At 59.4% G+C, this 13,456-nt stretch carries 9 protein-coding genes; 4 read left to right on the forward strand and 5 right to left on the reverse strand.

Features of this window, described 5'->3' with window-relative positions; translation table 11 throughout:
• Nucleotides 1-366: 366 nt before the first annotated feature.
• Nucleotides 367-1,842, forward strand: a complete 1,476-nt coding sequence (locus F8N62_RS23085; RefSeq protein WP_150712845.1) for an inorganic phosphate transporter — start codon at nt 367-369, stop codon at nt 1,840-1,842.
• Between the two features lie 270 nt (nt 1,843-2,112).
• Here F8N62_RS23085 and ccoM read toward each other — a convergent pair whose 3' ends face one another.
• The 3 genes from ccoM to F8N62_RS23100 form a co-directional block, all read right to left on the reverse strand.
• The gene (gene ccoM, locus F8N62_RS32185; protein WP_318181638.1) at nt 2,113-2,223 is read right to left on the reverse strand and encodes a cytochrome c oxidase subunit CcoM; all 111 of its coding nucleotides are present in this window, start codon (nt 2,221-2,223) and stop codon (nt 2,113-2,115) included.
• Between the two features lie 143 nt (nt 2,224-2,366).
• The gene (locus tag F8N62_RS23095) at nt 2,367-2,564 is read right to left on the reverse strand and encodes a hypothetical protein (RefSeq protein WP_150712846.1); all 198 of its coding nucleotides are present in this window, start codon (nt 2,562-2,564) and stop codon (nt 2,367-2,369) included.
• Nucleotides 2,565-2,600: 36 nt separating this feature from the next.
• Nucleotides 2,601-2,942, reverse strand: a complete 342-nt coding sequence (locus F8N62_RS23100) for an aspartate-semialdehyde dehydrogenase (protein ID WP_150712847.1) — start codon at nt 2,940-2,942, stop codon at nt 2,601-2,603.
• Between the two features lie 255 nt (nt 2,943-3,197).
• On the opposite strand from F8N62_RS23100, the gene rapA reads away from it, so the two are divergent.
• Entirely contained in the window at nt 3,198-6,044 is a 2,847-nt protein-coding gene (gene rapA / locus F8N62_RS23105; protein WP_150712848.1) for an RNA polymerase-associated protein RapA, read from the forward strand.
• Between the two features lie 184 nt (nt 6,045-6,228).
• Here rapA and F8N62_RS23110 read toward each other — a convergent pair whose 3' ends face one another.
• Nucleotides 6,229-7,578 carry a spinster family MFS transporter gene (locus tag F8N62_RS23110; protein WP_150712849.1) on the reverse strand — a complete coding sequence of 450 codons (1,350 nt, stop codon included), beginning with the start codon at nt 7,576-7,578 and terminating at the stop codon, nt 6,229-6,231.
• Nucleotides 7,579-7,868: 290 nt separating this feature from the next.
• Between F8N62_RS23110 and F8N62_RS23115 the strand changes: the two genes are divergently transcribed.
• Complete coding sequence (locus tag F8N62_RS23115; protein WP_150712850.1) at nt 7,869-10,148, forward strand: putative bifunctional diguanylate cyclase/phosphodiesterase; 2,280 nt, start codon at nt 7,869-7,871, stop codon at nt 10,146-10,148.
• Here F8N62_RS23115 and F8N62_RS23120 read toward each other — a convergent pair.
• Nucleotides 10,039-10,935 carry an NAD(P)-dependent oxidoreductase gene (locus F8N62_RS23120; RefSeq protein ID WP_150712851.1) on the reverse strand — a complete coding sequence of 299 codons (897 nt, stop codon included), beginning with the start codon at nt 10,933-10,935 and terminating at the stop codon, nt 10,039-10,041. The two genes, F8N62_RS23115 and F8N62_RS23120, sit on opposite strands and share 110 nt — an antisense overlap.
• A 196-nt stretch (nt 10,936-11,131) precedes the next feature.
• Between F8N62_RS23120 and F8N62_RS23125 the strand changes: the two genes are divergently transcribed.
• Nucleotides 11,132-13,327, forward strand: coding sequence for a hypothetical protein (locus F8N62_RS23125; protein WP_150712852.1), 2,196 nt, complete (start codon nt 11,132-11,134; stop codon nt 13,325-13,327).
• Nucleotides 13,328-13,456: the final 129 nt, after the last annotated feature.

Raw genomic sequence — 13,456 nt, forward strand, 5'->3', positions numbered from 1 at the left:
AGACTCCTTTCATGGGCCTGCGTCTGCCCTCGTTAAAAGCGGGATGCATAGATGTTGCCATTCGCGCCCGCTACGAGCGGGCAGCGGTCCCCTCATTCATCTGATGAGGCGAATGGCTCATGTCTGACTGTCTTCTCAGATATTTCATACAAGTCGTCATGCCTTTCGAACATCCGAGAGAAACCCCCGTGACTGCGGGCTTCTCAAGGGAATTCAACGACTTGCAAAACCCGGCAAACACCCCGGGCCCGTGGTATCGCTGCCAATTAATTCGTTGAAGAATGTTACCGATGAGCAGCTAGTGCATTGATTAGCAGTCTTTTCTGGCATAATCGCGCCCCCTTATGACCGGGTCAGAAAACCTTCATGATCGATTTATTCAGCGGACTGGATGCTTGGGTGCTTGTGAGCCTCTTGCTCGCCCTCGCCTTTGTCCTCGCCTTCGAGTTCATCAACGGCTTTCATGACACCGCCAACGCGGTTGCCACGGTGATCTACACCAAAGCCATGCCACCGCATCTGGCCGTGTTCTTTTCCGGTGTGTTCAACTTTCTCGGCGTACTGCTGGGTGGTGTTGGCGTGGCGTATGCCATCGTCCACCTGCTGCCGGTGGAACTGCTGATCAATGTGAACACCGGTCACGGGTTGGCCATGGTGTTCTCGTTGCTCGCCGCCGCCATTACCTGGAACCTTGGGACCTGGTACTTCGGCATCCCGGCCTCCAGCTCCCATACGCTGATCGGATCGATCCTCGGGGTCGGCCTGGCCAACGCCTTGATCAACGACATTCCGTTGGCCGATGGCGTGAACTGGCAGAAGGCGATCGACATCGGTGCCTCGCTGGTGTTCTCGCCAATGGCCGGTTTCCTGGTCGCCGCGCTGATTCTGATCGGTCTTAAATGGTGGCGTCCGCTGTCGAAGATGCACAAGACACCGGAACAGCGCCGCAAGATCGACGACAAGAAGCATCCGCCGTTCTGGAATCGCCTGGTGCTGGTGATTTCGGCCATGGCGGTGAGCTTCGTGCACGGCTCCAATGATGGTCAGAAAGGTATCGGCCTGATCATGCTGGTGCTGATCGGTATCGTGCCGGCGCAGTTCGTACTCGACCTGGGCAGCACCACTTACCAGATCGAGCGCACTCGCGATGCGACCCTGCACTTGAGCCAGTTCTACAAGCGCAATGCCGATACGCTGGGTGAGTTCCTGGCCTTGGGCAAAAGCGTGGAAGGCGATCTGCCGGAGAAATTCCGTTGCAACCCGCAACAGACCGAGCCGACCATCTCTGCCCTGCTCGACACTCTTAAAGGTGTGGCCGATTACCACTCGCTGCCGGCGGAAAGCCGAATCGAAGTGCGTCGCTACCTGCTCTGCCTGGACGACACGGCAAAGAAAGTCAGCAAACTGCCAGGCCTCGCGGCCCGTGAAAAGGCTGACCTGGACAAGCTGCGCAAAGACCTGACCACCACTACCGAATACGCGCCGTTCTGGGTGATTCTGGCGGTCGCACTGGCCCTGGGCCTGGGCACCATGGTCGGCTGGAAACGCGTGGTCCTGACCATCGGCGAGAAGATCGGCAAGCAAGGCATGACCTACTCCCAGGGTATGTCGGCGCAGATCACCACCGCGAGCCTGATCGGCATGGCCAACATCTTCAGCCTGCCGGTGTCCACCACCCACGTCCTGTCCTCGGGCGTGGCCGGCACCATGGTCGCCAACAAAAGCGGCCTGCAGGGCGGCACCGTCAAAACCATCCTGCTGGCGTGGGTCCTGACCCTGCCAGCGACCGTGGCGTTGTCGGCCGGCCTGTTCTGGCTGGCGTCGAAGGCATTGGGTAGCTGATACATCGCTGCCACGAAAAAGGCGCGTTCCGTGAGGTTCGCGCCTTTTTCATGTCTACCATCTCCAAACACCAAAAAACCTGTGGGAGCGAGCTTGCTCGCGATGGCGGCCGGACAGTCAACGTAGATGTTGAATGGTTTGGCCTCATCGCGAGCAAGCTCGCTCCCACACGATTTTTTGGTACCTCAGGCTTTTTTTTAGCCAAAAAAAAGGGCAACCGAAGTTGCCCAAAATGCCTTGCGTGCTCATTGCATCGAGAAAGACCTGCGGTTATTTCCGCTTGTGCGAGTCCTTCCAGATAAAAAATCCAAACCCTACAAAAAACAGAACCATGAGGCCGACTGTCAGCACTCCGGCGATCACCACGTTGTCGAAAAACATGACTGGCCTCCTGCACTTGCCCTGTTGCGATAGGGCTAAGTTAACCAATCTGGCAGGCAGGAAAATTGACCGGGATCAATACCGCCCGAGACTGGGCGCAAAGGAGGGGAAAAACTGATCTGCATCAATAAATGCGAGGGGGTTTAGCGTTTTTTTGGTTTGTTCTTTGGCTTTTTCTTGGCTTTGCCCAACGGCATGGCCTGCTCGAAGGCCTGGCGCACTTCGTTCAGACGTTTGTCATTGAGGTCATGAACGCGCTTGGCACGTTCGGAATTGAGGTCGATCAGTTTGTCGTCTTGGCTCATGGCGTTCAGTGCATCGCTTGGCAGGTTTGTCATCATAATGCGGTTTGCCTGCATTCCTGAACAGCCGTCACCTCAAATCTGGATATCAACCCACAATCCCTGACGCGGCTCGTCTTCGATCAGCGCCACCACTGGCACGGTGTTGTCGGCATTGAGCTCGTCACCGGGAATCGCAAGGTGTGCGTCCGGGTCTTCATCGGCTTCACGGCGACGCCTGTCCTGCTCCTGCTTGCGGCGCTGTTCCTCGCGCAACTGGATCGCTGCCTCTTCGGGATCACGCTGCTGCAGGTCAATGGTGCTTTCGGTGGAGCTTTCCTGCACCGGCACAACAGGCGGAATGTCGGGGCGCTGGCGGATCGGATCCTGCTGTGAGGTGATCGGCACGGCACTCAAGGGGAGCATCGGTGGCAGCATAATTATCAGTCTCCTGTCAGCAGGCTGTCGGCTGCGGGGATGGCGACTTGAGCCATCGGTCGCAAACTGTGATCGAGTGCACACTGTAGGAGCGAGCTTGCTCGCGAAGAAAGTCTGGGCGCCGCGTACACCCAGACAGCCCTCGTCATCGTTAACGTACATCGCGAGCAAGCTCGCTCCTACACGAGTTTCTTTTGGTCTGGAGGCCCGATTCCGTTAAGATAGCCCGCTTTTTCAAGGTGGGAGTCAGGCAGCATGGCGCAGCAGTATCAACCGGGGCAACGCTGGATCAGTGACAGCGAAGCCGAGCTGGGTTTAGGCACCGTTCTGGCACAGGACGGCCGCTTGTTGACCGTGCTCTATCCGGCCACTGGCGACACTCGCCAGTACGCGCTACGGAATGCGCCCCTGACCCGCGTGCGGTTCTCGCCGGGTGATTCCATCACCCACTTCGAAGGCTGGAAACTGACCGTACAGGAAGTCGACGACGTTGACGGCCTGCTGGTCTACCACGGCCTCAACGCGCAGAACGAAGTGGTCACCCTGCCGGAAACCCAGCTGTCCAACTTCATTCAGTTCCGTCTGGCCAGCGACCGTCTGTTCGCCGGCCAGATCGACCCGCTGGCCTGGTTCTCGCTGCGTTATCACACGCTGGAACACACCAGCCGCCAATTGCAGTCGGCGCTATGGGGCTTGGGCGGCGTACGTGCGCAGCCGATCGCGCACCAGTTGCACATCGCCCGTGAAGTCGCCGACCGCATTGCGCCGCGGGTTCTGCTGGCGGACGAAGTGGGTCTGGGCAAGACCATCGAAGCGGGTCTGATTATCCATCGCCAACTGCTCTCGGGCCGTGCCAACCGTGTGCTGATTCTGGTTCCAGAGAACCTGCAGCATCAGTGGCTGGTGGAGATGCGCCGCCGTTTCAACCTGCAAGTCGCGCTGTTCGACGAAGAGCGCTTCATCGAAAGCGATGCCGCCAACCCGTTTGAAGACACACAGCTCGCGCTGGTGGCACTGGAATGGCTGGTGGAAGACGAAAAGGCCCAGGACGCGTTGTTCGCCGCCGGCTGGGACATGATGGTTGTCGACGAAGCCCACCACTTGGTGTGGCACGAAGACAAGGCCAGTCCGGAATACTCGCTGGTTGAACAGTTGGCCGAAGTCATTCCCGGCGTGCTGCTGCTGACCGCGACCCCGGAACAACTGGGCCAGGACAGCCACTTCGCCCGTCTGCGCCTGCTCGACCCGAACCGTTTTCATGACCTGCACGCCTTCCGCGCCGAGAGCGAAAACTATCGCCCGGTCGCCGAAGCCGTCCAGGAACTGCTGGACAAAGGGCGCCTGTCGCCCGAAGCGCACAAGACCATTCACGGCTTCCTCGGCAACGAAGGCGAGGCCCTGCTGACGGAGGTCAATGATGGCGACACTGAAGCCAGCGCTCGCCTGGTGCGCGAATTGCTCGACCGCCACGGCACCGGCCGCGTGCTGTTCCGCAACACCCGCGCCGCCGTGCAAGGTTTCCCCGAGCGCAAACTGCATCCGTACCCGCTGCCGTGCCCGGACGAATACCTCGAGCTGCCGCTGGGCGATCACGCCGAACTGTATCCGGAAGTCAGCTTCCAGGCGCAGCCGGACGCCAACGAAGACGAGCGCTGGTGGAAGTTCGATCCGCGCGTCGAGTGGCTGATCGATCAACTGAAAATGCTCAAGCGCACCAAAGTGCTGGTGATCTGCGCCCACGCCGAAACCGCGATGGACCTGGAAGACGCCTTGCGCGTGCGTTCCGGCATCCCGGCGACGGTGTTCCACGAGGGCATGAACATCCTCGAACGTGACCGCGCCGCCGCTTACTTCGCCGATGAAGAGTTCGGTGCGCAAGTGCTGATCTGCTCGGAAATCGGCAGTGAAGGTCGCAACTTCCAGTTCTCGCACCACCTGGTGCTGTTCGATCTGCCCGCGCACCCGGACCTGCTGGAGCAGCGTATCGGGCGTCTGGACCGGATCGGCCAGAAGCACATCATCGAACTGCACGTGCCGTACCTGGAAACCAGCCCGCAAGAGCGCCTGTTCCAGTGGTATCACGAAGCACTGAACGCGTTCCTCAACACTTGCCCGACCGGTAACGCCTTGCAGCATCAGTTCGGCCCGCGCCTGCTGCCACTGCTGGAAAACGCCGACGATGGCGAGTGGCAAGCACTGATTGACGAAGCCCGTAACGAGCGCGAACGCCTCGAAGCCGAGCTGCACACCGGCCGTGACCGCTTGCTGGAGCTCAATTCCGGCGGCGCCGGCGAAGGTGACGCGCTGGTCGAGGACATTCTCGAACAAGACGATCAGTTCGCCCTGCCGATCTACATGGAAACCCTGTTCGACGCCTTTGGTATCGACAGCGAAGACCATTCGGAAAACGCGCTGATCCTTAAGCCAAGCGAAAAGATGCTCGACGCCAGTTTCCCGCTGGGCGACGACGAAGGTGTGACCATCACCTATGACCGCAACCAGGCGCTGTCTCGCGAAGACATGCAGTTCATCACCTGGGAGCACCCGATGGTGCAGGGCGGCATGGACCTGGTGCTGTCCGGTTCGATGGGTAATACCGCCGTGGCGCTGATCAAGAACAAGGCGCTGAAACCTGGCACCGTGTTGCTGGAACTGCTCTACGTCAGTGAAGTGGTGGCCCCGCGCTCGCTGCAATTGGGTCGTTACCTGCCGCCGGCCGCCCTGCGCTGCCTGCTCGATGCCAACGGCAATGACCTGTCGGCCCGGGTTGCGTTTGAAACCCTGAACGATCAACTGGAAAGCGTACCGCGCGCCAGCGCCAACAAGTTTATCCAGGCCCAGCGCGATCAGTTGACGCCACGGATCAACGCGGGCGAAGAGAAAATCTTCCCGCGTCATGCCGAGCGCGTTGCTGAAGCGCAGCGTCGTCTGGCGGCCGATACCGACGAAGAACTGGCGCGCCTGACCGCGTTGCAAGCGGTCAACCCGACGGTTCGTGACAGTGAACTGGTTGCCCTGCGCAAGCAGCGTGAGCAGGGTTTGGCGATGCTGGACAAGGCTGCGTTGCGACTGGAGGCGATTCGGGTGTTGGTGGCGGGTTAATCTGCCCTGCCCCACCCCGGCAAAAAAAGAAGGCCCGCAGTGATGCGGGCCTTTTTGCTTTCTGTTGATTTGCTGTGATCCCGTTGACGCCAGGATCGCAGCCTTCGGCAGCTCCTACGAGGGTGTACGCCATCCTGTGTAGGAGCTGCCGCAGGCTCGGGCCGCGTTCGGACGATCTTTTGCTTTAAGCGGTGGCTGCAGTCACCCTTGGCTCAACGACCGCCACCAACCCATCCTTCATCCGCTGCGCATCCCGCACAAAACACCGCGACGCCATGAACAAAAACACCATGGTGAAGAACAGTGCCACCGGGATCAGGTACATCGCGTCATGCAGGCCGACTGCCTTGAACGCTTCGGTCATCTGCCCGGCGCCATCCGCCAGCATCGCCGTGTGCGCGAAGTGATCGGACAAACCGCCCACCACCACCGGCCCCAGTCCACCGCCGAGCAAATACAGACCGGCGAAGAACAGCGCCACGGCCGTCGCTCGCAGGCGCGGTTCGACCACGTCCTGAATCGCCGTATAAACGCAGGTATAGAAGTTGTAGGCAAACAACCAGCCGAGGCTGAACACGGCCACGAACAGCCCGATCTCAATGCGCCCGGCATGCAACGCCCAAGCGGTGCAGACCGTCGAGATAATCAGGCTGAACGCGGCAAACAGCAGCCGTCCGTTGGCCACTCGCTGATGAATCTTGTCGGCAACCCAGCCACCCAGGGTCAGACCGAACAGCCCGGTCACCCCGACGATGACCCCGGTCGCCACCGCCGCTTCCTGCAACGGCATCAGGAAATAACGCTGCAGCATCGGCACCAGAAACGAGTTGCAGGCGTACGTGGCGAAGTTGAAGCACAGCCCCGCCATCACCAGCCACAGGAAGGTCGGCACCGCCAGCACCCGGCGGATCGGCCGGTCCACGCGCTCTTGCGAGACCTGCACGCTTTCGGCGGCGCCACGCTGGGGTTCCTTGATGAAAAACATGAAGACCGCGAGGATCAGGCCCGGCACGGCGGCGATGAAGAACGGCGCGCGCCAGCTGTCGAACGCCTTGACCATCCAGCCGATGGTGAAGAACGCCAGCAGCAGCCCCAATGGCAGCCCCAACATGAAAATGCCCATCGCCCGCGCACGACGATGCGCCGGGAACAGGTCACCGATCAGCGAGTTGGCGGCCGGCGCGTAGCTGGCTTCACCAATGCCGATGCCCATGCGCACGATCAGGAAACTCCAGAAACTGCCGACCATCCCGTTGACCGCAGTCAGCCCGCTCCATGCTGCCAGGCCCCAGCCCATCAGCTTGCTGCGCGAGCCGGTGTCGGCCATCCGCCCCAGAGGCAGGCCGGCAATCGCGTAGACGATGGTGAATGCGGTCCCGATGATCCCCAGTTGAAAGTCACTGAGGTGCCATTCCATACGGATCGGCTCGATGATGATGGCCGGAATGGTGCGGTCGAAGAAGTTGAACAGGTTGGCCAGGAACAGCAGGAACAGAATGCGCCAGGCATTCGCCGCTTGGGTCGAGTTCTGCATGGGTCCGTCTCTTTTATTGTTATTGGGGCTTCACTGCCGACGCATCCGAGCCCGGAGCCTGCAATCTAGTCAGCCCTGACGGAGCTGTCTGTAATTATTCGTAAAGCTGATACCTACCCATGAAAGCCGGCGCTGTTCACGCAACAATTTATTTCCAATCGCTCTAAAACCTATTCCAAAAGGGTTCAAGTCAATGTGCCACTACGCCTTGCACGCTTTGTATGCCCTCTATACTCCAAAACATTCGCCAGTGCCCCTTGCGCTGGCCGGGATGACAAGCGGGGCATGTTATGGAGTGGCTTGGTTTGCGTTTCATTACCGAGCTGACGGCGAATGGGCAGGTCGTCCTCAACTGTACGCATGACCCTTTTCTGGTGGCACTGGCCTACCTGATTGCCTGCGTGGGCGGTTTCGCCACATTGGACATGGCCGAAAAAGTCAGTCATTCGCAGAATCCCGCCTCGCAGCGAATCTGGCGCTGGGTCGGTGCGGCGTGCCTGGCGGGCGGGATCTGGGCCATGCATTTCATCGGTATGCTGGCGTTCCAGGCGCCGGTGGAGATTCATTACGAGCTGCCCATTACCATTGCGTCCCTGTTGATCGCCCTGCTGGCTTCGTGGCTGGCAATGCACACCCTCAGTCACCCTCGCCTGAGTATCTGGCAATACGTCAAAGCTTCGGTTTGTATCGGGCTGGGCATCGCTACCATGCATTACGTGGGCATGGCGGCGATGCGTTCGAACGCGATGACCTATTACCAGCCGGTGCTGTTCGGCCTGTCCATCCTCATCGCCATTGGCGCCAGCTTCGCGGCGCTGCTGCTGTCGAGTCGCCTGCGCGATGGCTCCGGTCTGCTCCATCAATTGATCAAATTCAGCGCCAGCCTGGTGCTCGGGGCGGGCATTATCAGCATGCACTTCACCGGCATGGCCGCCTTCAATCTGGTACTGCCCACCGGCAGCCTGCCGACATTGCCCGACGACAACAATCACCTGCAATTGGGGATGACCGTGGCGGTGATGACGCTGTTGATCATCGGCAGCAGCATCAGCGCGGCACTGGCGGACAAGAAACTGCAACACAAGGAACGCGACCTGCAACGGGTCAACACCCTGCTCAGTCAACTGGATCAGGCGCGCGCGTCGCTGCAGTACGCGGCGAACTACGACGCCCTGACCAACCTGGCCAATCGCCGGGGTTTCAACCAGATCTTCGCCGAAAAGCTCCTGCATAAAACCACGGAAGGCGGGATGCTGGCAGTGATGTTTCTGGACATCGACCATTTCAAGCGGATCAACGACAGTCTCGGCCATGACGCCGGTGACGAATTGCTCAAAATTCTGGCCCGGCACATCAAGGGCTCGGTGCGCAGTGAAGACGTGGTGGCGCGCTTCGGTGGCGACGAGTTCTGCATCCTTGTCAGCCTGCAGCATCGCGAAGAAGCACGGCTCATGGCCCAGCGCATCATGTTGCATGTGAAGGAGCCCATCGAGCTCTGCGGACGGCGCATGGTCATGACCACCAGCATCGGCATCAGCGTGTTTCCGGACGATGGCACCACCTGTGAAGAACTGCTGAAGCACGCCGACCTGGCGCTGTATCAATCCAAGGGGAGTGGTCGCAACGGTCTGAATTTTTTCAGTCCGAACCTGAAAACCCGCGCCACGCTGGAACTGCAATTCGAAGAAGAGCTGCGCCACGCCCTGCGCGAAAACACCGGGTTGGTGCTCCATTACCAACCGATCTACGACCTGAACACCGGCCAGGTCAGCAAGCTTGAAGCGCTGGTCCGCTGGCAACATCCCGAGCACGGTCTGCTGATGCCCGATCGCTTCATTGCCATCGCCGAGGCCAACGGCCTGATCGCCGAGCTGGACAACTGGGTCCTGCGTAAAGCCTGTGAAGACCTGGCCGAGTTGTCGCGCCAGGGTTGCGAAGCACTGCACATCGCCGTGAACTGCTCGCCCCTGAACCTCGCGCGCGAAGAGCTGGCCGATGAAATCGAACAGGCGTTGCGGGTAGCCGCAGTGGCGCCGCACCGGCTGGAACTGGAAGTAACCGAGAATGCCCTGATGAACAACATCGCCGATACGCTGGTGTTGCTGCGGCAAATTCGCGCCCTCGGCGTTTCGCTGTCAATCGACGACTTCGGCACCGGTTATTCATCCCTGGCTTACCTCAAGCGCTTACCCCTCAACACGCTGAAGATTGACCGCTCGTTCATTCAGGACATTCCCCACGCCACCCAGGACATGGAAATCGTCCAGGCAATCATCGTCATGGCCCATACCCTGCATTTGCAGGTGGTCACTGAAGGTGTCGAAACCCCTGAGCAATACGAATTCCTCGAACGCAACGGTTGTGATTTCGTGCAGGGCTACCTGTTCAGTCGGCCAGTGCCGCTGGCCGAATTGCTTCCGGTGCTCAACAACATCAATCAACGCAAACACACGCGCGCGCTCAGGCCTCTGAGTCTGGCTCGCGGTACAGCTGCACTAACGTTGAAGGGTCCTTGTGCAAAAAGCCCTGGCTCCCATGCAAACGCATCAGTTGTGCAGCCAATCCGCTGATGGGCGTGGCCGAGCCCTGTTCCCGGGAGAATTTCACAGCCGTGTCGAGGTCCTTGAGCAGCGTGCGCACGTGCCATTTCACCGGTTCAAAGCGGCTGTCGGCCATTTGCGGAGCGAGAATCTGCAAAGGTTTCGAATCGGCAAAACCGCCGGCCAGCGCTTCGGCGATCAGGCTCGCCTGCACACCGGAGCGTTCGGCCAGCGCCACCACTTCTGCGATGACCAAGGCATTGCACGCCACAATCATCTGATTACAGGCCTTGGTCACCTGCCCCGCCCCGACCGCGCCCATATGGGTCACGCGTTGGCCGAGGCTGAGCAGTACGGGCCGGACGCGTTCAAGGTCCGACGCTGCGCCGCCTACCATGATCGCCAGGCTGCCGGTCTCTGCGCCGACCACACCGCCGGACACCGGAGCGTCCATCCAGCGCATGCCTGTTTGACTGGCCAACTGCGCGGACATTTCCCGCGTCGCGGTGGGTTCCAGGCTGGAAAAGTCCACCAGCAACTGGCCGTTTTTTCCACCTTCGGCAATCCCGCCCGGACCAAACACCACCTCGCGCACCGCCGCCGTGTCCGCCAGGCACAGCATCACCACGTTCGCGTGCTGGCTCAATTCGGCAGGCGTGACCACTTGTCGCGCCCCCGCCTCGACCAGCGGCCCGCACTTGGCCGGGTTGCGGTTCCAGACGGTCAACGGATAGCCCGCAGCCAGCAAACGCTGGCACATGGGCAAGCCCATCAGACCAATGCCGGCGAACCCCAACGAAGGTAGCGTTGACATCATTTAGCCTCCTTTTGATTAAAGATCGCTGAATATTGGCCGATCCATCATGACTTAGGAAAGGATTCCCCCGAGTGATGATCAGGCCAATGCCCTGACGCTTGGGCCAAATACGCGCTGAATAAAGACGCGAGATCCCATCCGTGACGGTTCGACGACACCTGTTGCCCAACCAACCAGCCCAGGTACATGGCGCACAATGACTTCCAAAAACAATCCGGCCACTGCGATATCCGATCTGACGTTGAGCCCCGCGGCGAACAGCCCCGCACCGTCGAAGCCATTGACGCCGTCGCGCCCGCTGGCGACTCAGCAATACCTGTATTTCACCGAAACCAATACCGACCGCATCCTCGATAATCTCGACGGCCTGCGCGACATGGTATTCCCGCGCCCGGCGCACCTGGAAGGCGACAACGAGCAGTACAACGCTCAGGAATTCCCGTCGGTGTGCCTGATCGGCCTCGGTCGATGCGGCTCGAACATCGCGCTGGACGTCGCGGAGCTGGTGTACAACGCCCGCAAGTTCTACCTCAACGAATTCAACAACGAAGATCGCCTGTCACCGGACAAGCGTTACGCGGAAAAAGGCTACAGCCCGGCTCAATGGATTCGCAATAACCTGCGCCTGGGCACGAACAAGGGCACCAAACCGGTGTTCCTGGTTGAACCGCTGGTGATGCTCGGCGACCTCGACAAAGACATTGCCGGGCGCATCCGTTTCTCGCGCAAGGGCGAAAAAAGCGGCTTCCTGCGCGATTACAGCAAAATGAAAATCATGGACTTGTCCGAAGTCCACGCCGGTGGCGCCGGTAACGCGCCAATCCTCGGCCAGTACCTGGCGAAGATCATCCTCAACAAGGATACCCAGCGCTTCTCCAGCCCCGACTGGAAAATGATTCACTCGTACCTGATCGACAGCTGCGGCATCAAGGCCAACCAGTCGCGCCTGTATTTCTCGATCTTCAGTGCCGGCGGCGGTACGGGTTCGGGGATGGCCTCGGAATTCGGCCTGGCCCAGCAGCACTCGTACATGAACAAGACGTTCGACACCAAGCCGATGGATGAGCACGACGGCAAAAGCGGTCATTCCTTCGTCTTCGAACCGATCTTCACCAGCGGCATCTGCGTGCTGCCGAACATTTCCGATCACCGCAGCGAAATGTCCGAGGCACTGCACATCAACGCCGGTCGCCTGTTGTGCAAATACCTGTCGGAAGAGTGGGACTTCTCCTACAACTTCGCCAACGAAGACAGCAGCGAAGCCAGCGTCATGGGCCGCATCCGCCCATGGAACGCGATGATGCTGATCTCCAACGACATCATGCGGTACGCCGAAGAGAGCGATGACGGCAACATCCAGAACATCGACGTCAACGCGATGGAAAAGCACGCCAACCAATACATCTCGCAGCAGATTTTCAACATTCTGACGGCGCAGGCGGTGACGACTGACTACGACCAGAACTATTTCCGTCGTGCCGGCATCGACATCGGCGAAACCATTCGCCTCGACGCCAACGACCTGTTCATGAGTCTGGCCGGCCCGGTGGCGATTGCCTACGCCGAGTCCGTAGTACCGGAAACGCAGCCGCCGAGCAGCGACAAGTTCAAGGTGTTCGAGAAAGAGCCGCAGCGCCTGAACATTGATGACCTGTTTTTCCGCTCCATTGACCTGCCGCACTTCAACAAAGTGACCCAGGCGATCGAAGGCATCAGTCTGTTGCCGATCGAATCCAAGCGTTATCGCGCGTCTCTGGAGCAATACAAGAATTCCGGTTACGACGCCGCCGCGTTGCACGACCTGCACTTCTTCAAGAACTGCTCGTCGGTGGTGTCGATCGTGTCGTTGCCCAAGGACTACAAGCTGTCCTACATGGACCTGAACCGGTTGAAGACTCACCTCAACAGCCTGTTCCCGAACACCACGCTCAAGCGTTACGCGTTGGTGATCGGTGCTTCGGCCAACTTGTCGCTGACCACGCTCATCGCGAAGAGCCCGTGCCTGTCGGACGATTTCCTGACGCTGATCGTCGCCTTCATCAAGCGCTGCTTCGCGAAAAACCCGTACCGCTTCGACGACACGCTGGATAACTCGATCCTCGACTTCATCATCAATGAAGAATTCGACGAAGACCTGATCGACGACTTGCTGAATGAATTCGAGAACCCGGCGAAGATCCTCGATACCAACTGGTATGCGATCAAACCGATGTACGAGAAGAAGTACCGCGAGCTGATCAACGACAAAGACAAATTTGTCTCGATCAATGACATTCGCCTGTCGCGTGATTGCGTGAAAAAGGCGATCAAGTACTTGCGTGAGATCTACCGTCACCGGATTGGCAAGACCAAGGTTATTTCGTTGAATAACCATACGGGCAAGACGGCCTGACGAGGCGCGCTGTAAAAGATCGCAGCCTTCGGAAGCTCCTACGAGGGAGCGCGCCCTCCTGTGTAGGAGCTGCCGAAGGCAGCGATCTTTTGACCTTTCTCCCAACATCCAGAAACAATTAAGCAGCCT

Origin of the sequence: Pseudomonas fluorescens (assembly GCF_902497785.1) — a bacterium.
Lineage (GTDB): Bacteria > Pseudomonadota > Gammaproteobacteria > Pseudomonadales > Pseudomonadaceae > Aquipseudomonas > Aquipseudomonas fluorescens_BO.

What these genes read in the sequence shown, in the direction of transcription:
- F8N62_RS23085 (WP_150712845.1), top strand. Translation starts at nt 367, where the DNA reads ATGATCGATTTATTCAGCGGACTGGATGCTTGGGTGCTTGTGAGCCTC.
- ccoM (WP_318181638.1), bottom strand. Translation starts at nt 2,223, where the DNA reads ATGTTTTTCGACAACGTGGTGATCGCCGGAGTGCTGACAGTCGGCCTC.
- F8N62_RS23095 (WP_150712846.1), bottom strand. Translation starts at nt 2,564, where the DNA reads ATGATGACAAACCTGCCAAGCGATGCACTGAACGCCATGAGCCAAGAC.
- F8N62_RS23100 (WP_150712847.1), bottom strand. Translation starts at nt 2,942, where the DNA reads ATGCTGCCACCGATGCTCCCCTTGAGTGCCGTGCCGATCACCTCACAG.
- rapA (WP_150712848.1), top strand. Translation starts at nt 3,198, where the DNA reads ATGGCGCAGCAGTATCAACCGGGGCAACGCTGGATCAGTGACAGCGAA.
- F8N62_RS23110 (WP_150712849.1), bottom strand. Translation starts at nt 7,578, where the DNA reads ATGCAGAACTCGACCCAAGCGGCGAATGCCTGGCGCATTCTGTTCCTG.
- F8N62_RS23115 (WP_150712850.1), top strand. Translation starts at nt 7,869, where the DNA reads ATGGAGTGGCTTGGTTTGCGTTTCATTACCGAGCTGACGGCGAATGGG.
- F8N62_RS23120 (WP_150712851.1), bottom strand. Translation starts at nt 10,935, where the DNA reads ATGATGTCAACGCTACCTTCGTTGGGGTTCGCCGGCATTGGTCTGATG.
- F8N62_RS23125 (WP_150712852.1), top strand. Translation starts at nt 11,132, where the DNA reads ATGACTTCCAAAAACAATCCGGCCACTGCGATATCCGATCTGACGTTG.